Consider the following 22,690-nt stretch of genomic DNA (forward strand, 5'->3'; position numbering starts at 1 on the left):
ATTTGCATAAAGGTTGCTGTATTACAATAGTCGATGATAATTATTAAATAAAAAATATTTAATTAAAATTAAGCTAGTTCTTAATGTGATTATATTATTTAGATATACAATAATAGTTTACAACCTTAATACTTTACCGTAGAATTATGCGAAGTTACACTTTATAAAACTACCTATTTAAAGGATTAAAATGCAAATAAGAAAGGCGGCCCCAAAAGATTTTAAAGATATGTTAATTATATGGGAAGAGTGTATATCTAAAACTTGTCAATTTCTGACAACTAGTGAAATAAATAAAGAGGTTGATGTTCTCGAAGAAAAGTACTTTAGAAACCCTAATGTTAAATCTTTTGTGCAGGTTATAGATGATGAGGTTGTTGGGTTTTCATCTATTCGTGATAAAGAACTTCTTTTTTCTCCAATATATCCAAGCTTTTTTGGTAAAGGTATTGGTGAAACTACAGTTAAATACTTGTTTGAAAAATATGCTGTTGATACAGCTTATGTATATTCAAACGATATGCATTCTTTAGCATTTTACACAAATTTAGGTTTTGCTATCGAAGATAAAATAGAAGATATTTTCTTTGATAATGCTTATCAATTAAATAAATTAAAACTAACTGTTTCTCCTAAAGAAGCTGCTGAAAAAATAGCTGCTAAAAAGAGGAAGTCTTTTTAATCAGACAATAGTAAAACCCATCTCCTTTTTGGATACCAGGTAATATTTGGTAGCCATATTCGCTTTTGTAGCCTTCAAGTATATCTATATCAATGATACTTGCACTATTATTTTGCACTAAGAATTTTTTTATTTGATTCTGGTTTTCTTGCTTTAAAAATGAACATGTTATATAAAGTAAGTAACCATTGTTTTCTAAGTTATTGTCCCAGATATTTTGTAAAATCTGAGCTTGTAGATTTGTAATATTATTTACATCATCTAATCGGCGTAATACTTTAATATCAGGATTTCTTTTAATAGTGCCTAGAGCTGAGCAGGGCGCATCAAGTATTATTTTATTAAATTTCCCAGCAAATTTTTTTGTCAAGTCTTGCTTAATAACTTTTACACTATTTTTATGAGATATTCTATTTAAATTTTCTCTAAGAAGTTTTAGTCGCTTATCTAAAATATCTATAGCTGTAATATTTGCATTAGGAGCTAATTCCAAAATATGTGAAGTTTTTCCTCCAGGAGCAGCACAGGTATCTAGAATTTTATCTTCATTTTGAGGGTCAATTATCCAACCTGCATATTGAGCAGATATATCCTGTATAGTAAAGTAACCTTTTTGAAAAAATGAGTTGTTCTCTATAGATATTGGTTTTTTAAGCTTGAAGGAATTTTTAACTTCATTTTGAACTTCATAGTGAATACTGTTCTCATCAAAATAGTTTAAAGCTTTAGCAGAATTCTTTGAATTATTAAGACGAATAAACATGTCTGCTTTTGAGTTGCTAGCTTGTATAATATCTAAGTAGTTATTAGGATACTGTTGTTTTAACATATTAATAAGCCAATCAGGCATATCAAATTTTTTATAATTATTATATTCTTTGCTTAAGTTTTCAATGTTTCTAAGAATTTTTCTAAGAACACCGTTAACTAGTTTTTTTGCCCAAACAATTTTCAGTTTTTGGCATGCTGAAACTGTTTCATTAATACTTGCATAGTGAGGTTGATTAATCTCAAAAAGCTGTAAAATACCCAACATTATCAAGATTTTAGCTTTTTGCTTAGTTTTCTTTGATATATATAGGCTAAGAACTTTTTCTAAAGAAAAATAGTTTCTAAAAAACTCATAGCATAAAAGTTTAACAAAAGATTTATCTTGATCAGATATATCTAAGCTTGATAACTTATGCTCAATAGTTAAGAGGGAGTACTTCTTATCTAAAATATCTAAAATAACTTTAGCCGCTATAGCTCGAGTATTCATTATTGTTTAATATGTTTGGCTAATAATTTAATAAGTTTTGGTTGAATTTTTTTATTACCGGCGATTATTAAACCTGAGCTGAGATTATTTGTACCATGAATATCTGTGACAATTGCACCTGCTTCTTTCATAATAATATATCCAGCAGCTAAATCCCAAATTTTTACATTACCACAAGCCCATAAACCATCAATATACCCAGCAGCTAAGTATGCCATATCCATAGCAATACTCCCGGAGTATCTATATCCTGATATTACTTGTTGTAATTTTATGATCTCAGCAACATAGCTATCGTTGAGTATTTTGCGAGAATATTTAAGTGACGCTGATATAAGCGTATCAGTTAAGTCTCTGCTTTGTGCTACGCGAATTTTCTTATCATTTAAAAGAGCTCCTTGACCTTTATAAGCACAGAACATTAAGTCTAAAAAAGGGTTATAAATGACTCCAAGAACAATATCATTATCTTTCTTTAAACCTATAGATATACAACAATGTGGTAATCCGTGGACAAAATTATTAGTACCATCAATTGGATCTATAATCCAAGTAAAGCGGCTATCCTTATTACCAAATTCACCATTTTCTTCAGTTATAAAATAATCATTAAAACCAGCTTTTTTAATGTTATCAATAATAAAATTTTCTACTGCAAGATCAATATTTGATACAATAGAGTTATCAATTTTTTTTGAAATTTTTATGGTATCAGGATCATTTTGAGCTTGAAGAATGATTTTTCCAGCTTTTCTTGCTATAGTCGTTACAACGTTAAGAATGGGTTTCATAGTAGATGTTTTTATAAGATAATTATTTTTTATATGATACATTATTTAATAATAAAAGAGGATAGCTTTAGTTAAATAATGCTAGTTATGCCATAAGTGATAGCTATACCGCCAAAGAATAGCCATGCAAATAGTATTAGAGCTAACACTAGAGGTTTTATTCCAGCCTGGATAAATTTACTAATCCTAAAGTTGTCATCGCCATAGCTAAAAAAAATTGATCAATGAGTCTAATACTATTTACAGTGGCTACAGGTAAAAGATCTAAAGAATTAAATCCAGCAACGATAATAAACCCTATAGCAAACCATGGAATTATTTTTTTGATAGATCCTCTTTCTGGCTTAGTTCCAAGTTTCCCAGTAGCTTTAGCTGCAGATTTTGCTAACCATATTCCTATAACAATTAGCATTGGAGCTAGCATCATTACACGTATCATTTTAACTGTCACGGCAACTTCCTCAGCATGAGCGCTAACTCCACTGCCAGCAGCTACAACTTGGGCTACTTCATGTATAGAGCCTCCAGCAAATATACCATATTGGGCGTCGCTCATATGACCTAAAATGCCAGCTTTCATAAGAATTGGGTACAGAAACATTGCCGCTGTACCAAATAGTACAACTGTACCAACAGCCATAGCTGCTTTATATGGTTCGGATTTTAAAGTACCTTCAGTTGCTAGCACAGCTGCAGCACCACATACAGCACTACCAGCTGCAACTAGAATAGAACTATCTCTATCTAGATCAAAAACTCTAGTGCCTAAAGCAATACCTATTATTAATGTAGAAACTAGCATGATTATAGATACAGATAGTCCCGCTAATCTTACTGATGCAATAAGTTGAAAAGTTAAATTAAAACCATAAAAAATAATGGAAAATCTAAGTATTTTTTTAGCGCTAAAGATAACACCTTCTTTCCATTGATGAATTACCTTAGCAGCTGGAGTATGTGTTAAAGCCATACCTAAAACAATACCTATTGATCCCAAGGTTTTCTATCGTTGGAATTTTAGCAATAAAGTATGCTATACCGGCAAGAGCTGCCACCAGAAGCACACCAAAAATAATATTTTGTGTAAAGTAGTTTTTCATAATTATATTTTGTAGTTATTAAGAATTTTATATAACTATATATTATATTTATAAGGAAATATAACTAAAAGAATTAATATGTCTTATTAGAAAAATTAATAATTGATCTTTCTTAGATAGCTTTTTTTTGTTCTTTAGAAAATATAACTGCTAATACTACAAGTATGAAAGATATTACATAGAAAGCCACTACAGCGTGCATTACGCTTGTTAGTCCAAAATATTTATTAATAAATGCACCAGTAGTAGTAGATAGGGCAGTACCTGTTGTACCAAAAAGCAAAATTGTTGTAATTAAAGTTGGTGGAGCATTTTCTATTTGGAAAGTCCCGTAAGCTAATAATCCAGCATAAATGTAGCAATTAAATAGTCCAAAGACTATAGCAGACTTTAATACTATATCTATATTAGGAATGTAAAGTATACATGATAATGCAACTAGCCCAATTAACATAAATGTTGGAAGAATACATTTTAAAGGAACGGTTCTTGTTATAAGAGGGCTTATAAATAGGCCGACACATTGGGCCATCCAGAAGTATGATAGTGGTTTATTTGCATCAATAGTTCCCCAACCTAATATTTCTTGGAAATAAGTTTGAGCATAACTAGTCATAGTTAGTTGAGCCAGTAAAAATAAAAATGCAGCAAAAGCTATACAGTAAAGGCTAAAGTTCCATGTTAAAAAGCTTAAGCTTGACTTAGAATTTTTATTTGTTTTATGTCTATTTAATATAGTAAAATCAGTTAACATTGCTAGAATAAGTATAACAATTGCAGTAATCTGCAAAATAGAATATATTGTGTACCATTGAAAGTTTTTTGTTATTAAGTATGCTGCAAAAATTGGTGTTAAGGCACCACCAAAACTAAAGAAGAAGTCTGTAAATATCACATTCATAGCTCTTACTTTATGATCATTGTAAATGCGAACGATCATATAACTACCAATAGCCATTAATAAGCCTCCAGTGATGCCCACACTTGTTAAAAGTATTTTTAATGTAAACATTGAAGGATGTATGTTTGTGATTAATGATGATATAACACCGATCACGACAGCAGCTATAAGTAGTAGCTTTATAGAAAAATTAGTCATTAAAAAGCCAATCACTAATATAGAAAGCCACATTGCAACATTAATAAAAGTAAATGCAAAGCCAATATCGCTATCATGAAAGTATTTTGATAGCGGTTGCATTACAGATCCTGTTACTAAAACAACATTGGCTGTATAAAAGTAACAGAGGTAGCAGATTAAAGTTATTAATAGTTTATTTTTCAGAGGTGTTGTATTCTTTACTATATTTTCCATTATGGTTTTTGGGATGGATGATATCAAAACATTATTTTTGCACATGCAATTATTTTTAGCAAGAGGCTTGTTTAGTATTCTGTCATAGAAACTCTTTTACATTTGAAATAAGGTTATATTTTATGGATTTTACAAAAATGATCCAGGAAAGAATGTTCTTAAATCAGATGATTTTTATTTTTTTAGTACATCTGGAATAGATGAAAGTCCATATAATTTTCTACAACTAAGGTTTATGACGTTATTTATTAAAATTAGAAGATGGTTTACATCTACTAAAAATAATTGCATGTGCAAAAATAATGTTTAAGTATCTTAAATCTTAATTTGTGGTATATGTTTTACTGCATCAAAACTACTAAAGCTATATTTGGCAATATTATTTATATAAAAAGGATCATTCTTAATAAACTTTTTAATATCGTCAATATCTCCTAATGCTAATATAACACCTCCAGTCTTAGGTATTTTTGGACCTGATGCTAAAAGTATGCCTTTTTTATAGCCTATATCTAAAAAATCTCTATGAGATGGTCTGATTTTGGCTATTTCACTCTCACTTACTAAATAATTTAAGTTAATTATATGAATATGCATTTTTTTCTCCTGGGTATAAAAAAAGCTACAATAAGTAGCTTTAAGTATTTTAAATGCTATTTAAATCTAATAATATTAGATTTTTTTGAAAATTACAGAACCATTTGTACCACCAAAACCAAATGAATTATTTAGCACGTAGTCTATTTTCATTTTCTTAGCAACATTAGCAGCATAATCTAAATTACAACCGTCATCTAGATTTTGTAAGTTAATTGTAGGAGGAGCTATCTGGTCTCTTATCGCTAATACACTAAATATAGATTCAATTGCACCAGCTGCGCCAAGTAAATGTCCAGTCATAGATTTAGTAGAGCTCATTACAAGATCTTTTCTATATTGACCAATTGTTTTCTCAACAACTTGACTCTCCTGAACATCTCCTAGAGGGGTTGATGTGCCATGAGCATTAACATAGTCAATAGCATCTGGAGTTTTATCAAGATCAGCATCAGCTAGAGCATTTTGTACACATCTTTCTTGCCCAGCAGCATATGGCATAGTCATATGATATCCATCAGCAGACATACCAAAACCAACAACTTCAGCGTAGATTTTAGCACCACGTGATTTAGCCTTTTCATATTCTTCTAATACTACAACACCAGAGCCATCACCTAAAACAAATCCATCTCTATCCTTGTCCCATGGGCGAGATGCACCTTGAGGATCATCGTTTCTAGTAGATAATGCTCTAGCAGCAGCAAAGCCACCCATACCAATAGCATTACTTGCTTTTTCAGAACCGCCTGCAAGCATAACATCAGCATCACCACTAGCAATTAATCTAGCTGCCATACCAATATTATGAGTACCGGTAGTACATGCTGTAACTATTGGTACGTTAGGACCTCTTAGACCATGATTTATAGAAATAATTCCAGAAAGCATGTTTATAATAGATGATGGTATGCAAAAAGGAGAGATTTTAGATGGACCTTTTTTATCAATAGTTGCCTTAGTACCTTCCAAGGTTTCTATACCACCAATTCCAGAACTAACGCAAACTCCAAATTTATAAGAGTCTTCTTCAGATACCTTACCTATACCAGCATCCTTTAAAGCTTCATTAGCCGCTGCGATACCGTAGTAGCAGAAAGGATCTACTCTTTTTGCATCTTTTTTTCCTACAAGTGTATTTACATCAAAATTTTTAATTCTTGCTGCAAATCTAACTTTAAACTCGCTAATATCCGGTGCTAAAGTATAAAAACTAGTTATAGTTTCTACACCACTTTTACCAGCTAGAATATTAGCCCAAGTCGTAGGGACATCATTTCCTAAAGGTGTTACCATACCAAGACCAGTAACAACTACTCTACGATTAGATTTCATAATTTTTAAATTAACCTGTTTATATACTTTTAGAAAAGCACGGATTACAATCCGTACGGACTATGGGATAATTTTAGATTAGTTTACTTTAGAATCAATATAGTCGTAAACATCTTTAACAGTTCTGATTTTTTCAGCATCTTCGTCAGGAATCTCAGTATCAAATTCTTCTTCTAGAGCCATAACTAATTCAACTGTATCTAGAGAATCTGCACCTAAATCATCAATGAAAGAAGCTTCTGGTTTAAGGTCTTCTTCTTTAACACCTAGTTGCTCAACAATAATAGAGTTTACTTTAGCGTATACTTCGTTCGCGCTCATCTTTTTTTCCTTCTTATTTTTGTTTTAAAAATTAAAAATTTACATTTATTCCTAATAATATTATTTTTTATCTATTTTTGCAATATATTTGCAAAAATTAAGCCATATACATGCCACCATTGATATGAAGTGTTTGTCCTGTGATATATCTTGCATCTTCTGAAGCTAAGAAAGTTACAGTAGCAGCTATATCTTTAGGAGTTCCCATTTGACCGGATGGTATTTTAGTAGCAATAAATGATTTTTGCTCATCTGTTAGCTTATCAGTCATATCTGTTACGATAAAACCTGGAGCTACAACATTGACAGTTATATTTCTACTAGCAACTTCATAAGCTAGTGATTTTGAAAAACCAATTACACCAGCTTTAGCTGCACAGTAGTTTGTTTGTCCTGGATTACCTGCTGAGGCAACCACAGAACCTATAGAGATAATTCTTCCCCATCTTTTTTTCATCATTCCTCGTATACACTCTTTTGTCATACGGAAAATAGAGCTAAGATTAGTGTTTATAACAGCATTCCATTCATCTTCAGACATTCTCATCATTAGATTATCACGAGTAATACCAGCATTATTTACTAATACATCTATGGTTAGATTTTCTGTTTTAACTTGAGCAAAAAGGTTTTTGATGCTATCAGCATCAGAAATATTTAGTACCATACCTTTAGCGTTGTAACCTTTTTCTGTCATAGACTCTTCAAACTTTTCTGCAGATGCTTGAGTTGTTGCTGTTCCTATGACAGTAGCACCTTTACTTGCTAATGTATTGGCAACTTCAAAACCAATTCCACGACTTGCGCCTGTTACTAATACAACTTTTTCATTTAAAGACATTTATATCTCCTATTTAATGTTTTCTAAACTGTCTACTGTGTTTGTATCTTTGATAGTCAATGATTTATCTATTCTCTTTATAAGTCCGCACAGTAGCTTATTTGGACCACATTCGATAACTTCAGAAACTCCAAGATTAACGAGCTCTTTTATTGAGTGAGTCCATAATACTGGCTTATATAATTGCTTAATAACCGCTGATTTTATTTCTGATGGGTTATTATGTGATTTTGCATCAAAATTTTGTACAACAGCCGTAGAAGGTTCTTTAAATTCTACTTTGTTTAATTCAGCTTCAAATTTATCAGCAGCATTTTTCATTAATGAGCAATGAGAAGGAACACTAACTGCTAAAATTTGAGCACGTTTAGCACCTTTTTCTTTAGCTATCAAATTGGCTTTTTCTACTGCAGTTTTCTCTCCTGAAATAACCACTTGACCAGTTGAGTTAAAGTTGGCGGCTTCAACCACACCTATATCAGAAGCTTCTTGGCATGCCTGAACTACATCATCATTTGAAAGACCTAATATAGCACTCATTGCACAGTCTTTGTTGGTTACAGCACTCTGCATTAGCTTACCTCTTGTAGATACAAGCTGCAAGGCATCTTTATATGAGATACACCCAGCAGCTAGAAGGGCTGTGTATTCACCTAAACTATGTCCTGCAAAGTACTCTATATTAAGACTAGGCTTTTGCTCTTTTAAAATTTTAAATATAGCGTAACTTGTAGCAAGAAGGGCAGGCTGAGTAAACTCTGTCTTATTTAAAGTGTCCTGATCGTTTTGGATTATGTTCCATATATTGTAGCCAAGATATTGTTTTGCTTCATTCATAGCGTTTCTAAAAGTTTCAAATTTATCATAGTAATCCTGAAGCATTCCTAGCTTCTGTGAACCTTGACCTGGAAAAACTATAGCTATTTTTGACATAATGAAATCTCCTTATTAAACAAAAGTTATTAGATGCTAGCTAGGTTATATCTTTGCGATAAACCCACCCCAGACAAATCCAGCACCAAATGCTTCAGAAATTATTGTATCTCCGGGTTTAATTTGATTATTTTTTATAGCATGATCTAAAGCTAAAGGTATAGACGCTGCTGAAGTATTACCATGGTCTTGTAATGTGGTAACAACCTTAGACATTGGCATATTGATTTTTTTTGCTGTTGAATTCAATATTCTATAATTTGCTTGATGTGGAACTAGCCAATCAATATCATTAGATTCTATACCAGCTTCTTTTATTAATTCATTAGCTAGAGAAGATAGTCTAGAAACGGCAAATTTAAAAACTTTATTGCCTTCCATAATTAGATATGGGTCAATATCAATGTTTTGACCTCTAGAACTTGGAAGATTATTTGGAACATTGAGCATATCCAAGCAGGAGCCATCTGTAAATAATGAAGATGATAGGATTTTCTTTTCTTGGCTTGATGAAAGAACTACAGCTCCAGCTCCATCGCCGAAAAGTACGCAAGTAGAACGGTCATTCCAATCTAAAACACGTGTCATCTTTTCTGCACCAATTACTAATATGTTTTTTGAGCTAGAGCTTTCTATATATTGTTTTGCAATGTCAAGAGCATAAACAAACCCACTACAAGCTGCAGAAACATCAAAACAACGAATCTTAAAATTTGTTATTTTTAGATTCTGTTGAACAATAGATGCTGTAGATGGCATTATAAAATCAGCAGTACTTGTGGCAACTATTATGGTATCAATTTCATTAGCGTCTAAGTTGGCTGCCTCAAGAGCTTTTTTTGCCGCTTCAGTAGCCATATAGCTAGTTGTTTCTTTTTCATTTGCGCAGTGGCGCTTCTCTATTCCAACTCTTTGCTTTATCCATTCATCTGAAGTATCTACAAATTTACTTATATCCTCATTAGTTAAGATTTTTTCAGGTAAATAGCTTCCTGTACCTAGTATTTGTGAAAACATTATATAGTTATACCTACTTTAGTTAGATTGATAACAAAAAAAATATCTCAAGCCAATTTTAAAACGACTTGGGATTTAAAAATTATTGTATCATGAAAAAAAAGATTAAAGAACTTTTTCTAAGGATTCTTGAATTGTTTTAGGGATGTTATATTTGATTTCTTTGATTGCTTCATAAATTGCTGTTTCAAAAGCATTTGCACTTGCACTGCCATGGCTTTTCACAACAATACCTGTTAATCCTAATAGTGAAGCTCCATTAAAACTATCTAGATTCATGCCAGTTTTCATTTTTTTAAATAGTGGTAATGCCATTATTACTGGAACTTTCATTAGCCAAGAAGTTTCTCTTATTGACTTTTTAATTAGTGATTCAATAAGTCTTAAGCTACCTTCCATAGTTTTTAGAGATACATTACCAACGAAACCATCACAAACAATAACATCTGTGGAGTCGTCAAAAATATATTTACCTTCAATGTAACCTTGGTAGTTAATGAAGTCACAGTTTTGTAATAGTTTTGCAGCATTTTTGATATTGTCTAAACCTTTCATTTCTTCTTCACCAATATTAAGTAGTGAAACTTTAGGTTCAGTAACTCCTTTTGAGCTGGCTGCTAATATTGACCCCATTATTGCAAATTGGAAAAGTTGCTCTGACGAACAAACAACATTAGCACCAAGGTCAAGCATATAAGTTTTACTTAATTGTCTAGTTTCTCTATTATATGCAGGTAAAGCATATACAATAGCAGGGCGATCAACACCATTTACAGTTTTTAAAACAAATTTTGATGTAGCCATTAAAGCACCAGTATTTCCAGCACTAACACAAGCATCAACTGTATCATCTTTGACAAGGTTTATAGCTACACGCATTGATGAATCTTTCTTTTTTCTAACCGCGATAGACGGAGACTCGCCCATAGCAACAGTCTCGCTAGCGTGATGAATAGCCACTCTTTGCAGAACTGGCAGTTTTATTCTTTTTACCTTTGAGTATCTGTCTAAAGCTCTTTTAATTTTGTGATGATCACCAACAAGTACAATTTGTAGGTTAGAATCTTTCTTTACTGCTTCAAGAGCTGCAGGGATTGTGGTATTTAAACCATTGTCACCACCCATAGCATCTATAGATATTTTATAACTCATGATAAGTAAAATTTCCTATATAGATAGTTAGTCTTGCTTATTAAAATATTAAATCTAATAAACGGATTATGAAGTAATTTGTGAAATATTAGTCTTCTGATTTTGTATCTACAACTTTTTTGCCTTTATAGAAGCCATTAGGTGACACGTGATGTCTTAAGTGTAACTCGCCTGTTGATTTGTCAGTAGATAAAGTAGAAGCTGTTAAAGAATCGTGAGATCTTCTCATGTCTCTTCTTGATCTGCTTTTTTTAACCTGTTGTACAGCCATTTTAGATAACCTCTTATTTTGTATTTATTTTTATTGAAAAACTACGTTTTAAAGTTTTTAGGAACCTCAAAAGGATTCTTTTTTTCTTTTGTAACATTTTCTTGTCCGCTATAGTATGGATCTTTTTTTACTTTTTTACAAGTGTTAGAATTTTTTTTGGCACTAAAGGTAGGTCCAAGATAATTTCTTCTTTGATAATGTCTCGTAAATCAATAGTTGAGTTTTCGCATATAAAAGGATCATTTAAGCTATCAGCAGCTAATCTGTCATCCTCGACGATTATTATGCTATTTGATACATTGAAATCATAATCAAAATGCTCCAAAGTATTTTGGCAAATAAGTTTTATTACTCCATGAATGGCATACTTAATACAAGCGTGTTTTTTCTCCTCAAAGAAAGAAAAGTTACACATGAATGTATGATGTTCATTATTTATTAGGTCGGAAACCTGTCCAATATCATCAATTATTATTTTGTAGTTTTCTAATTCTCTTTTTTGTTTAGCGTATATAAAAAAATAATTTATTATTATAGAAACTACTTTTCATTTTTATAGATTATAAGCTTTGATTAGAAGATATTCTATCGTGATTTCTTGTTTTATGGAAGTCTCTGCTGTATTATCGTAATAACTTATGTTTTTGTATTTTAATAATCACGAATAAAAGGTCAAACAATAATGTCTTTATCTATTTCTCAAGAAATTTCAAACGCTATAAGATTTTTGTCTATTGATGCAACTTTAAAAGCTAAGTCAGGACACCCTGGTATGCCTATGGGTATGGCTGATATTGCTACGGTTCTATGGACAAAATTCCTTAAACATAATCCCAAAAACCCAAATTGGATAAATCGTGATAGATTCGTGCTTTCGAACGGTCATGGTTCTATGCTTTTATACTCATTGTTACATCTATCTGGTTATGATGTGTCGATTGATGATATCAAGGATTTTAGACAACTTAATTCAAAAACTCCTGGTCATCCAGAGTATGGTTATACAGCTGGTGTTGAGACTACTACTGGACCATTAGGTCAAGGTTTAGCAAATGCTATTGGAATGGCTTTAGGAGAAAAACTTTTAGCAAAAAGATACAATGCACTTGATACTAAAGTGATAGATCATCATACCTATGTGTTTTTAGGTGATGGTTGTTTAATGGAAGGAATCTCTCATGAAGTGTGTTCTTTAGCAGGGACTTTAGGTTTAAATAAATTAATAGCATTTTGGGATGATAATAGTATTTCTATAGATGGAGATACTAAAGGATGGTTTACAGATAATACGGTTGAGAGATTTGAAGCCTATGGTTGGAATGTCATAAAAGACGTTGATGGACATGACTTTGAGGCAATAGAGCAAGCTATACTTGGTGCTAAATCTGAGCAAAATAAACCTACTTTAATATGTTGTAAAACAGTTATAGGTTTTGGATCCCCTGAAAAAGCAGGAACAGCCTCTGTTCACGGCTCTCCTCTGAGTGAACAAGAGAGAGCTTCTGTTGCAAAAGAGTTAGACTGGAATTATGGTTCATTTGAAGTGCCTCAAGATGTTTATGAATATTGGGATGCTAAAGAAAAAGGTCAATCTTTAGAGCAAGATTGGCAAAAAAAATGGGGTTTTTACAAAGAAAATGCTAAGTATGAAGAATTAAATAGAGTTCTAAATAAAGAGTTGCCTTCTAAATTAGATGCAGCTGTGAGTGAGTATATAAATTATCAGTTAGCAAATCCTGTAAAAGTAGCTACACGTAAAGCTTCTCAAATGTCTTTAGAAGTTTTATGTAGTAGAATGCCAGAAATGTTTGGTGGATCAGCTGATTTGACAGGGTCAAATAATACTAATTGGAGTGGCTCTGTTTGGCTAAACAATACTGATGAAGGTGCTAACTATCTTTCTTATGGTGTTAGAGAGTTTGGTATGGCCGCTATTATGAATGGTTTAAGCTTATATGGAGGATTAAAGCCTTATGGCGGCACATTCTTAGTATTTAGTGATTATTCTAGAAACGCTATTAGAATGTCTGCTCTTATGAAGCAACCTGTAGTTCATGTGATGTCACATGATTCAATAGGTTTAGGTGAAGATGGTCCAACTCATCAGCCAGTTGAACACGTTCCGAGCTTAAGATTAATACCTAATCTTAATGTTTGGAGACCTGCAGATACAATTGAAACAATGATTGCTTGGCAAGAAGCTGTTAAATCAAAGGATGCTCCAAGTGTTATGGTTTTAACTCGTCAAGGATTACAACCTGCAGTTGAAAATCAAGAGCAAGTAGAAAAAGTTTCAAAAGGTGGCTATTTAGTTAAAGAATATTCTGATGCAAAAGCAACAATTATTGCAACTGGCTCAGAAGTTGAATTAGCTATAAATACTGCTAAAAAGTTTGGAAATGAAGGTATAAAAATAAATGTAGCCTCTATACCTTGTGTAGAGATATTTGATGCTCAAAATCAAGAATATAAAAAATCAGTAATTAAAGATGACATCCCAGCAGTCTTTGTAGAAATGGCACAGCCTGATATGTGGTATAAATATATGCCAAAAGCTGGAGGTGAAGTAAAAGGAATCTATAGTTTTGGTGAATCAGCACCAGCTGTAGATTTATTTGAACATTTTGGTTTTACTGTGGAAAATATCAGCAACATTGTTGCTAAATATGTGTAATAACTTTCGCAAGATAATATCTTAAGGAGATTAATATGAGAGTTGCAATTAATGGTTTCGGTAGAATTGGTCGTTTAGCTTTCCGTCAAATGTTTGATAAAGATGGAATTGAAATTGTTGCAATTAATGACTTAACAAATCCAAAAATGTTAGCACATTTATTAAAGTATGATTCTGCTCAAGGTAGATTCTCAAAAGCAGCTACAACATCAGCAAAAGAAGATTCTATAGTTGTAGATAGTAAAGAAATTAAAATATATGCAGAAAAAGATGCTGCTAATTTACCATGGGGTGAATTGAATGTGGATGTTGTACTAGAGTGTACAGGTTTTTACGTATCAAAAGCAAAATCACAAGCTCATATAGATGCAGGCGCTAAGAAAGTGGTTATTTCTGCTCCTGCTGGAAATGATCTACCAACAGTGGTGTTCGGCGTTAACCATAGTATACTAAATGCTGATGAGAAAATAATATCTGCTGCGTCTTGTACAACAAACTGTTTAGCTCCTATGGCGAAAGGTTTACATGGTTTAGCAACAATTGAAAGTGGTTTTATGACAACTATTCACGCTTATACTGGTGATCAAAACACTTTAGATGCTCCTCATGCAAAAAATGATTTTCGCCGTGCAAGAGCTGCTGCTGCAAATATTGTACCTAATTCAACTGGTGCAGCTAAAGCTATTGGCTTAGTTATTCCAGAATTAGCAGGTAAATTAGATGGTGCTGCACAGCGTGTTCCCGTACCTACTGGATCTTTGACTGAGCTTGTTACTGTGGTATCTAAAAGTGTTACAGCAGAGCAAGTTAATGCTACTATGAAAGCTGCTGCTAATGAATCTTTTGGGTATACAGAAGAAGAGTTAGTTTCTAGTGATGTTATAGGTATTTCTGAAGGTTCATTATTTGATGCAACTCAAACTAAAGTTACTTCACTTGGTGATAAGTCGTTAGTTAAAGTTGTATCTTGGTATGACAATGAAATGTCATACACAAACCAAATGGTTAGAGTAGTAGAATATTTTGGAGCTTTATAAACTTGGAGTAAGTTATGAATTTTCTGACTTTAAGAAATGTTAATTTAAAGGGTAAAAGAGTTATTGTTCGAGTAGATTTTAATGTACCTGTCAAAAATAGCAAAGTTACAAGTAAAGTTCGAATTGAGGCTGCTATCCCAACAATTCAATATATTTTAGATAAAGGTGGGGCTGTTATTTTGATGTCTCATCTTGGTCGTCCTACTGAAGGTGAATATAATCCTCAGTTTTCATTAGAACCTGTAGCAGAAGCATTATCTCAAATTATTAATAAACCTGTTAAATTTGCTAAAGATTGGCTAAATGGAGTAGATGCTAAAGCTGGTGAAATTATTATGTGTGATAATGTACGCTTTAATAAAGGTGAGAAAAAGTCTAACGAGGAACTCTCTCAAAAGATAGCCAGTCTTGGAGATGTTTTTGTAATGGATGCTTTTGCTACAGCTCATAGAGCACATGCTTCTACTTATGGTGTTGCTGAATTTATTCCAGTAGCATGTGCAGGATTACTTTTAGCTAAAGAAGTTAGTGCTTTAGAAAAGGTTTTAGAAGCGCCTAAGAAGCCAATGGCTGCTATAGTAGGTGGTTCTAAAGTATCTACTAAATTAATGGTCTTGCATAACTTATTAAGAAAGGTAGAGATCTTAGTAGTTGGTGGTGGTATTGCAAATACTTTTTTAAAAGCTCAAGGTTATGAAATTGGTGCTTCATTATATGAGGAAGACCTTGTTATTGAGGCTGAAGAGATTATAGTTGAGGCTAGTTCAAAAGATATTATCATTCCAATACCAAGAGATGTTAGAGTCGCTAAAAAAAATGATGAAAATGCTGAAGCTATAGTGAAGGATGTTCATGATATTGCTCGTGATGATATTATTTTAGATATAGGCCCTAAATCAGAAGAATATATAACTGAATGTTTAAAACAAGCAAATACTATTCTTTGGAATGGTCCTATAGGAGTTTTTGAATTTGATAACTTTGCAGAAGGTACAAAAGCTGTATCATTAGCTATAGCAGAATCAGATGCTTTTTCAGTTGCTGGTGGTGGTGATACAATTGCTGCGATAGAAAAATTTGATATAAAAGATAAGGTTTCTTATATATCTACAGCTGGTGGAGCATTTTTAGAGCTTTTAGAAGGTAAAAAGTTACCCGCTATAGAGATGCTGATAAAAAAAGCAAAAAAGTAATTTTAAGGTCAAATTATATGAGAAGAACAAAAATCTTAGCTACTCTTGGTCCGGCAAGTGAGTCTAGAGAAGCTTTAACAAAGATGATTAAGGCGGGAGTTAATGCAGTAAGATGTAATTTTTCGCATGGTTCTGCAGAAGATCACCGCAAAAGAGTAGATTTGATTCGTCAAATTGCAAAAGAGCAAGATACTTATGTTGGCATTTTAGGTGATCTGCAAGGCCCTAAAATTAGATTATCAAAATTTAAAAAAGGTCCTGTAGAGATAAAAAAAGGGCAGAAATTTACTCTTGATGCAGATCTAGGTCTTGAAGATGGCGATGAAAATTCAGTAAGTATTGATTATAAAGAGTTAATACAGGATGTAAAAAAGGGCGATATACTGTTAGTTGATGATGGTAAGATTGTTTTAGAGATAGATTCTGTAAAGGGGAACAAGGCTATCACGAAAGTTGTGGTTGGTGGTAAAGTTTCTAATAATAAAGGAATCAATAAAAAAGGCGGTGGACTTACAGCACCAGCTTTAACTGATAAAGATAAAGAAGATATTAAAATAGCAGCGATGCTACAGGTAGATTTCTTGGCTGTATCATTTGTCAGAGATGGTAAAGATATGGAATATGCTCGCCAACTTGTAAATGAAGCTGGTTGGACACCTGCAATGGTTGCTAAGATTGAAAGAGCAGAAGCCGTTTTAGAAGGTAACTTAAAAGGTATTGTTGATGCTTCTGATCTTGTTATGGTAGCCCGTGGTGATTTAGCTGTGGAAATTGGAGATGAAAATGTCCCTGCAGCTCAAAAATTAATAATTACTACAGCACGCCAAAATGAAAAAGGCTCTATCACTGCTACACAGATGATGGAATCAATGATTGAGAGTTCTTCACCAACTCGTGCTGAAGCTTCTGATGTTGCAAATGCTGTTTTTGATGGAACTGACGCTGTGATGCTTTCTGCCGAGACTGCAGTAGGGCAATACCCTGTAGAGACTATTGAGGCAATGTCTAGAATATGTTACTCTGCGGAGCATAGTAAATATAGCCATATGGTTAAAAAACCTAAGATAGCCAATTGTAGTCGTATTGATCAAGCAGTATCAATAGCAGCTGTGAAAATTGCTAATGAGATCAATGCTAAAGGGTTGATTGTATTAACTGAAGGTGGAAATACATCTCGTTGGATGTCACGTATAAATACTGATTTGCCTATTTATGCATTATCACGTAATGTTACAACACTTGGTGCTATGACTTTATTTAGAGGTGTTGTGCCTATACGATTTGACTCAACAAGGATGTCTAAATTATATGTAAATAGGTCAGCTTCCATGGAGTTGGAAAATAGACGCTTAGTTAAGGAAGGAGATATGCTTGTTCTTACTAGTGGAGATAGTATGGGTGTACACGGAAGTACTAATAAAATTAAAGTAATAGTTGCAGGTCAAGTAAGATAAGGAGATAATATATGGCTTTAGTTTCACTGAGACAATTATTGGACCATGCTGCTGAGCATGGCTATGGATTGCCAGCTTTTAATGTAAATAACCTTGAACAGGTTAGAGCTGTTATGGAAGCTGCAGACAGGGTAAATTCACCTGTTATTTTACAAGGTTCTGCAGGTGCTAGAAAGTATGCAGGTGCTCCATTTATCAGACATTTAGTTTTAGCAGCAATAGAGGAGTATCCACATATTCCTGTATGTATGCATCAAGATCATGGTACATCTCCAGCAGTTTGTCAAAGGTCTATTCAGTTAGGTTTTTCATCTGTAATGATGGATGGTTCTTTAAAATCAGACGGAAAAACTCCATCTGACTATGAGTATAATGTGAATGTTACAAAAACAGTTTCTGATATGGCTCATGCTTGTGGTGTATCTGTTGAAGGTGAATTAGGATGCCTTGGTTCACTAGAAACTGGTCAAGCAGGTGAAGAGGATGGTGTAGGGGCTGAAGGTACATTATCTATGGATCAAATGCTTACAGATCCAGAAGAAGCTGCTGACTTTGTTAAGAAGACAAAAGTAGATGCCCTAGCAATAGCTATTGGTACTTCACACGGTGCTTATAAATTTACTAAGCCGCCTACAGGTGATGTGTTATCCATAAAAAGAGTAAAAGAGATTCATGCAAGAATTCCTGATACTCACCTGGTTATGCACGGCTCATCTTCTGTGCCGCAAGATTGGTTAGAGGTAATTAATACTTATGGTGGTGCTATGGGTGAGACTTATGGTGTACCAGTAGAAGAAATAGTTGAAGCTATTAAATATGGTGTGCGTAAAGTAAATATTGATACTGATCTACGTATGGCTGCTACAGGTGCAGTTAGAAAATTTATGGCTGAGAATCCTGCAGAGTTTGATCCACGTAAATATAATGCTGTAGCAAAAGTAGCAATGTCAGGAATTTGCCAAGCTAGATACGAAGCATTTGGTAGTGCTGGTATGGCAAGCAAAATTAAGTCTATCTCACTTGAGATAATGTTTCAAAAATATGAAGCTGGTGAATTAGCCCCTATCATTAAATAGTATTTCTTAATCTCTATTAATTTAGTACTCTTTAAGAGTATTAGATAGCTATAGATCTTATTTTTTTATATATATTTTCAAAACTTATTTAATAATACTAAAAATATAATACTATTTATTAGCTTATAAATTTATAAAGATAATCATTATTCTAAGAATATTTGTATTAGTTTTTATAATTTTGTACAGGTTGCTAAATCTGTAAACGTGATAGAATTGGCTCAGACGTATCGTGTTTATTATTTAAAGCAGCTGAGATAGCAATTTTCACACCTTTTATAGAAGTTTCAAGACTCATACTAGGTGCTTCAGGCAATGTAGCAACACAAGGTAAATGTGGTAGGTGAATCCAGCCTGCACTTATAGATAGCTTATGTGTACTTATATAATGTAATATGCCATACATCAGATGATTACAACAGAAAGTTCCAGCAGTGTCAGAGATATCTGCAGGGATTCCAGCATTACGTACTGCTTAAGTCATAGCACTAATTGGAAGTGTTGAATAATAGGCAGTAGGTCCATCAGGTATTGTAAGCTGATCTTGAGGAGCTTTTCCAGCATTGTCAGTCAACTGGTAGCGTGTTGCGTCATTTAAATTATGTGCAATACGCTCAATTGTGATCATAGTACGACCAGCATACTCTCCCATCATAATAACAAGCTTTGGTTGTATTTCATTAATTAATTTTATAACGTAATCAATACTTTTAAAGAAGGTATTTGGCACAATATGGCTGACTATATATGCGTTATCAATTTGAGTATTATTAAGTGCTTTAGCAACTAATTCAGCTGGATTAATTGGTGTATTGCCAAAAGCCTCAAAACCTGTAAGTAATATCTTTTCCATAAGTTCTCTTAATTTAGTATTTATAAATTGATTTATATTCTTAGATCATATATTTTGATAAAATATGCAGCTACTCCATTAGTCCATCCAAAACCATCTTGCACTACGTATTCTCCACTTCCAGCATGTGCTTTTAGATTAAGTACATCATATTTTTCGCGGATTTTACCTGTTTCTTTGAATTTCTGATTAATAGTGTTTACAAACCTTTTAGCAATTGTCTCAGCGAGTTTATCAAATCCATAATTTTTTAAACCTATTACAGCTTTAAAATGTAAAGGAGCCCAGCCGTTTGGTGAGTCCCACTGTTGTGATGTATGTGTAAGAGTCGTTATTCTGCTAAAAATTGATGTTGTATAGTTTTAGCTACTTGTTGAGCTTGCTCTTTTGTAGCTATATTTAAAAATAATGGTGTGATTCCAGCTAAACTTATTACAGTCGTAAGCGTATTAGTATTATGGTTTAAATCATAGAAGAATTTCTTACTATTGTCCCAAAAATTATTTTGTATAAGTTTTTTTCTATTGTTTACTAGTTTAAAATACTTAGCCGATTTTTGTTGTTCTGAAACTTCTGTAAACCATTTTCCAAGTAGATGTTCTAATCCATATAAGTAACTATTTAAGTCAATAGGTAAAATATCTATTGTTTGGAGAGTATTAAAATTATCTTCTTGGGCAAACCAACGACTAGAAAAGTCCCAGCCAGATTCACAGGCTGCACGAATGTTACGATAGAATTTAGGTTTATCTTTTATATTTTTTGCATGTTCAATATCTTCTCTATATGATTCTGGTCTAGGTGTGGAAGAATCATCCCAATATCTATTTAAACCATCTATATTTCTTTGGGTATTCATCCAAAATGAATATTCTTTTTCTAATGTTATTAAATATTTATCAATGGCTGAGATACCAAGTTCTTTATATAAAATATTTACAATTAGATAAAATAAAGGTGGTTGGGAGCGAGTTAGATAATATTTTCTGTTTGCATTTGGTACAAACCCAATAGTTTCTATAAGGAATGCAAAGTTGTCTGCCTATATATTTAATCATCTGAATCTCACCATTTACTCGTAGACCTTCACAAGTAAAGTAGCAATCCCAGTAATAAACCTCCCTAAATCTACCTCCTGGGATTATATAAGGTTTTGGTAGTGATATAAGAGAGCTTAATGAGTTCTGTTGATCAGATGATTGATGTAAAAAATGCCACATTTGTTTGATATATTGTGATAAAGATACTTTTACACCGTTATCAAAAATTTTTTCTGATATAGGGGGGTAGAAATTATTTTCAATAAAAGATTTAAGGTTAAAATTTTCTGAATTTTTTAAGTAGTTGTAATTCTTAAGTATTTCGTTGGGAGTATTCTTTGGTGACATATCAACGAAGTATTTAGAATCATTAAAGCATGGTTTTAGTTGAACTGCTTCAAAAAGCTCGCCAGATAATTGGATTAATGAATTATTTGACATGTTATTTATTCCTATGAAGTTTTGCATAGAGAGGAATTAGTAATACTAAAAGAGCTATAGGTATAAGTACGCAGTAGAAGGCCGTAACTTCACCGAAGTATACTACCCCAATAAATTAAACAATATTTTCAATTATTTAGTTCCCATCTAAGCCGCCCGTTTTTCCAATAAGTTATCGTAATAAAATTCCATAGGTTTTTTATAATTGATAGACTCATGAAATCTTCTATTATTATAAAAATCTATATAATCATCCACATCGTTTCTTAGTTCAACAATGCCAGGATATTGATTTAAATAAAATCTCTCACATTTAGCACTTCTCCAAAATCTTTCGATGCAAATGTTATCAGTTGCTCTACCTTTACCATCCATAGATATAGTAATTTTTTTATCTAATAATGTTTGGATATGAATGTTAGATGTGTACTGGCTACCTTGATCAGTGTTAAATATTTCTGGTACTCCATATTTATACAGAGCTTCATTTAAAACTTTCATAACTAAACTACTATCCATAGTGTTGGATATCTCCCAACTTAGTACAGCCTTAGAGTACCAATCAATAATATCTGCCATATAAACTGTGCCAGCATCAGTCTTAATATATGTAATATCTGTAGACCAAACTTGATTAGGTCTCAATATGCTTAAACCTTTTAGTTTGTAACTATAAATAGCATGCTCTTTGTTAGGTTCAGATAAGTTTAAGTTTGGTTTTTTCACCGCTAATATAGCTTTGATGCCTAACTCTTTACGATACTTTTGTACTGTGTTCTCACAGATGCTAAACTCATCTTCTATTAATTGCTTATGAGCTTTTATATAGCCGTAGCAGGGAATCTCCTCATGTATCTGTATAAGCTTTGCTTTTACTTCTTCTTTATGTTCGTTAACCACAGGCTTGTAATATAAACCAGCTCTAGAAACTTCTAATAAGCAACTTTGTTTTACAACAGATAATTTATGCTTAGGATCAATCATCGCTTTTCTATCAGATAATCCCAAGCTTACGAGCTTTCCCTCAAGAAATTCCTTCTCAATTGTTAGTTGTCCAACCTTCTTAGAATACTGATCTATCTTGGTTTGAAGCTTTGCATTGTCTTTTTTATATTGTGATACTGATTTGGATGGATCCATTACCAACTCAGCATTTTCTAAAAAGGCTGTTTTCCAATTATTTATGTTTTTGGGCGTAATATTATATTTTACTGATAACTGTGTGATTGTTTGATCTTTCCCCAATACTTCCAAGACAACTTTAGTCTTAAATTCAACGGTATATATTTTTCTCTTATTACTCATT

General features: G+C 32.7%; 18 protein-coding genes and 4 pseudogenes. 6 read left to right on the plus strand and 16 right to left on the minus strand.

What is annotated here, in order from left to right; genetic code table 11:
- Positions 1–190: 190 nt before the first annotated feature.
- Positions 191–682: a GNAT family N-acetyltransferase gene (locus CDV26_RS05495; protein WP_088772429.1), complete on the plus strand. Its 492-nt coding sequence runs from the start codon at positions 191–193 to the stop codon at positions 680–682.
- On the opposite strand, the gene rsmB is transcribed toward CDV26_RS05495, so the two are convergent.
- From rsmB to CDV26_RS13835, 13 genes and pseudogenes are all read right to left on the minus strand, one after another.
- Positions 660–1,943: a 16S rRNA (cytosine(967)-C(5))-methyltransferase RsmB gene (gene rsmB / locus CDV26_RS05500; protein WP_088772430.1), complete on the minus strand. Its 1,284-nt coding sequence runs from the start codon at positions 1,941–1,943 to the stop codon at positions 660–662. The genes CDV26_RS05495 and rsmB overlap by 23 nt on opposite strands.
- The gene (locus CDV26_RS05505; protein WP_088773461.1) at positions 1,943–2,734 is read right to left on the minus strand and encodes an inositol monophosphatase family protein; all 792 of its coding nucleotides are present in this window, start codon (positions 2,732–2,734) and stop codon (positions 1,943–1,945) included. The genes rsmB and CDV26_RS05505 overlap by 1 nt, the downstream gene beginning before the upstream one ends.
- Positions 2,735–2,805: 71 nt before the next feature.
- Positions 2,806–3,834: pseudogene (locus CDV26_RS05510) on the minus strand (YeiH family protein).
- Positions 3,835–3,946: 112 nt separating this feature from the next.
- Positions 3,947–5,149, minus strand: a complete 1,203-nt coding sequence (gene tsgA, locus CDV26_RS05515) for an MFS transporter TsgA (RefSeq protein WP_088773462.1) — start codon at positions 5,147–5,149, stop codon at positions 3,947–3,949.
- Between the two features lie 315 nt (positions 5,150–5,464).
- The gene (locus CDV26_RS05520) at positions 5,465–5,746 is read right to left on the minus strand and encodes a YciI family protein (RefSeq protein ID WP_088772431.1); all 282 of its coding nucleotides are present in this window, start codon (positions 5,744–5,746) and stop codon (positions 5,465–5,467) included.
- 75 nt (positions 5,747–5,821) lie between these two features.
- On the minus strand, positions 5,822–7,081 hold the full coding sequence (fabF, locus tag CDV26_RS05525; protein WP_088772432.1) for a beta-ketoacyl-ACP synthase II: 1,260 nt from the start codon (positions 7,079–7,081) through the stop codon (positions 5,822–5,824).
- 78 nt (positions 7,082–7,159) lie between these two features.
- The gene (acpP, locus tag CDV26_RS05530) at positions 7,160–7,402 is read right to left on the minus strand and encodes an acyl carrier protein (RefSeq protein WP_004287370.1); all 243 of its coding nucleotides are present in this window, start codon (positions 7,400–7,402) and stop codon (positions 7,160–7,162) included.
- Positions 7,403–7,499: 97 nt separating this feature from the next.
- Positions 7,500–8,243 (minus strand): 3-oxoacyl-ACP reductase FabG, encoded by a 744-nt coding sequence (gene fabG / locus CDV26_RS05535; RefSeq protein WP_088772433.1) that lies wholly within the window; start codon positions 8,241–8,243, stop codon positions 7,500–7,502.
- 9 nt (positions 8,244–8,252) lie between these two features.
- Positions 8,253–9,176: an ACP S-malonyltransferase gene (gene fabD / locus CDV26_RS05540; protein WP_088772434.1), complete on the minus strand. Its 924-nt coding sequence runs from the start codon at positions 9,174–9,176 to the stop codon at positions 8,253–8,255.
- A 45-nt stretch (positions 9,177–9,221) separates the two neighbouring features.
- Positions 9,222–10,193 (minus strand): beta-ketoacyl-ACP synthase III, encoded by a 972-nt coding sequence (locus CDV26_RS05545; protein WP_088772435.1) that lies wholly within the window; start codon positions 10,191–10,193, stop codon positions 9,222–9,224.
- 105 nt (positions 10,194–10,298) lie between these two features.
- Positions 10,299–11,345, minus strand: a complete 1,047-nt coding sequence (gene plsX, locus CDV26_RS05550; protein ID WP_088772436.1) for a phosphate acyltransferase PlsX — start codon at positions 11,343–11,345, stop codon at positions 10,299–10,301.
- A gap of 88 nt (positions 11,346–11,433) precedes the next feature.
- The gene (rpmF, locus tag CDV26_RS05555; RefSeq protein WP_088772437.1) at positions 11,434–11,616 is read right to left on the minus strand and encodes a 50S ribosomal protein L32; all 183 of its coding nucleotides are present in this window, start codon (positions 11,614–11,616) and stop codon (positions 11,434–11,436) included.
- Between the two features lie 41 nt (positions 11,617–11,657).
- Positions 11,658–12,151 (minus strand): annotated as a pseudogene (locus CDV26_RS13835) (YceD family protein).
- 147 nt (positions 12,152–12,298) lie between these two features.
- Between CDV26_RS13835 and tkt the strand changes: the two are divergent.
- Genes tkt through fba form a run of 5 tightly spaced genes read left to right on the plus strand, consistent with a single transcriptional unit; the run spans position 12,299 to position 19,050 of the window.
- Positions 12,299–14,290, plus strand: a complete 1,992-nt coding sequence (tkt, locus tag CDV26_RS05565) for a transketolase (protein ID WP_088772438.1) — start codon at positions 12,299–12,301, stop codon at positions 14,288–14,290.
- Positions 14,291–14,325: 35 nt separating this feature from the next.
- Positions 14,326–15,327 (plus strand): type I glyceraldehyde-3-phosphate dehydrogenase, encoded by a 1,002-nt coding sequence (gene gap / locus CDV26_RS05570; protein ID WP_088772439.1) that lies wholly within the window; start codon positions 14,326–14,328, stop codon positions 15,325–15,327.
- 14 nt (positions 15,328–15,341) lie between these two features.
- Entirely contained in the window at positions 15,342–16,520 is a 1,179-nt protein-coding gene (locus CDV26_RS05575; protein ID WP_088772440.1) for a phosphoglycerate kinase, read from the plus strand.
- A 17-nt stretch (positions 16,521–16,537) separates the two neighbouring features.
- Positions 16,538–17,974 carry a pyruvate kinase gene (gene pyk / locus CDV26_RS05580; RefSeq protein WP_088772441.1) on the plus strand — a complete coding sequence of 479 codons (1,437 nt, stop codon included), beginning with the start codon at positions 16,538–16,540 and terminating at the stop codon, positions 17,972–17,974.
- 11 nt (positions 17,975–17,985) lie between these two features.
- On the plus strand, positions 17,986–19,050 hold the full coding sequence (gene fba, locus CDV26_RS05585; protein WP_088772442.1) for a class II fructose-bisphosphate aldolase: 1,065 nt from the start codon (positions 17,986–17,988) through the stop codon (positions 19,048–19,050).
- Between the two features lie 193 nt (positions 19,051–19,243).
- Here the strand turns inward: fba and pcp are convergent.
- From pcp to CDV26_RS05600, 3 genes and pseudogenes are all read right to left on the minus strand, one after another.
- Positions 19,244–19,903: pseudogene (gene pcp, locus CDV26_RS13050) on the minus strand (pyroglutamyl-peptidase I).
- Between the two features lie 32 nt (positions 19,904–19,935).
- Positions 19,936–21,384: pseudogene (locus CDV26_RS13840) on the minus strand (trehalase family glycosidase).
- Positions 21,385–21,531: 147 nt separating this feature from the next.
- The gene (locus tag CDV26_RS05600; RefSeq protein ID WP_088772443.1) at positions 21,532–22,689 is read right to left on the minus strand and encodes an IS3 family transposase; all 1,158 of its coding nucleotides are present in this window, start codon (positions 22,687–22,689) and stop codon (positions 21,532–21,534) included.
- Position 22,690: the final 1 nt, after the last annotated feature.

The organism is Francisella halioticida, assembly GCF_002211785.1.
GTDB lineage: Bacteria > Pseudomonadota > Gammaproteobacteria > Francisellales > Francisellaceae > Francisella > Francisella halioticida.

What these genes read in the sequence shown, in the direction of transcription:
- pyk (WP_088772441.1), top strand. Translation starts at nt 16,538, where the DNA reads ATGAGAAGAACAAAAATCTTAGCTACTCTTGGTCCGGCAAGTGAGTCT.
- fabD (WP_088772434.1), bottom strand. Translation starts at nt 9,176, where the DNA reads ATGTCAAAAATAGCTATAGTTTTTCCAGGTCAAGGTTCACAGAAGCTA.
- CDV26_RS05505 (WP_088773461.1), bottom strand. Translation starts at nt 2,734, where the DNA reads ATGAAACCCATTCTTAACGTTGTAACGACTATAGCAAGAAAAGCTGGA.
- rsmB (WP_088772430.1), bottom strand. Translation starts at nt 1,943, where the DNA reads ATGAATACTCGAGCTATAGCGGCTAAAGTTATTTTAGATATTTTAGAT.
- fabG (WP_088772433.1), bottom strand. Translation starts at nt 8,243, where the DNA reads ATGTCTTTAAATGAAAAAGTTGTATTAGTAACAGGCGCAAGTCGTGGA.
- CDV26_RS05495 (WP_088772429.1), top strand. Translation starts at nt 191, where the DNA reads ATGCAAATAAGAAAGGCGGCCCCAAAAGATTTTAAAGATATGTTAATT.
- tkt (WP_088772438.1), top strand. Translation starts at nt 12,299, where the DNA reads ATGTCTTTATCTATTTCTCAAGAAATTTCAAACGCTATAAGATTTTTG.
- CDV26_RS05600 (WP_088772443.1), bottom strand. Translation starts at nt 22,689, where the DNA reads ATGAGTAATAAGAGAAAAATATATACCGTTGAATTTAAGACTAAAGTT.
- tsgA (WP_088773462.1), bottom strand. Translation starts at nt 5,149, where the DNA reads ATGGAAAATATAGTAAAGAATACAACACCTCTGAAAAATAAACTATTA.
- fba (WP_088772442.1), top strand. Translation starts at nt 17,986, where the DNA reads ATGGCTTTAGTTTCACTGAGACAATTATTGGACCATGCTGCTGAGCAT.
- acpP (WP_004287370.1), bottom strand. Translation starts at nt 7,402, where the DNA reads ATGAGCGCGAACGAAGTATACGCTAAAGTAAACTCTATTATTGTTGAG.
- gap (WP_088772439.1), top strand. Translation starts at nt 14,326, where the DNA reads ATGAGAGTTGCAATTAATGGTTTCGGTAGAATTGGTCGTTTAGCTTTC.
- rpmF (WP_088772437.1), bottom strand. Translation starts at nt 11,616, where the DNA reads ATGGCTGTACAACAGGTTAAAAAAAGCAGATCAAGAAGAGACATGAGA.
- CDV26_RS05520 (WP_088772431.1), bottom strand. Translation starts at nt 5,746, where the DNA reads ATGCATATTCATATAATTAACTTAAATTATTTAGTAAGTGAGAGTGAA.
- fabF (WP_088772432.1), bottom strand. Translation starts at nt 7,081, where the DNA reads ATGAAATCTAATCGTAGAGTAGTTGTTACTGGTCTTGGTATGGTAACA.
- CDV26_RS05545 (WP_088772435.1), bottom strand. Translation starts at nt 10,193, where the DNA reads ATGTTTTCACAAATACTAGGTACAGGAAGCTATTTACCTGAAAAAATC.
- plsX (WP_088772436.1), bottom strand. Translation starts at nt 11,345, where the DNA reads ATGAGTTATAAAATATCTATAGATGCTATGGGTGGTGACAATGGTTTA.
- CDV26_RS05575 (WP_088772440.1), top strand. Translation starts at nt 15,342, where the DNA reads ATGAATTTTCTGACTTTAAGAAATGTTAATTTAAAGGGTAAAAGAGTT.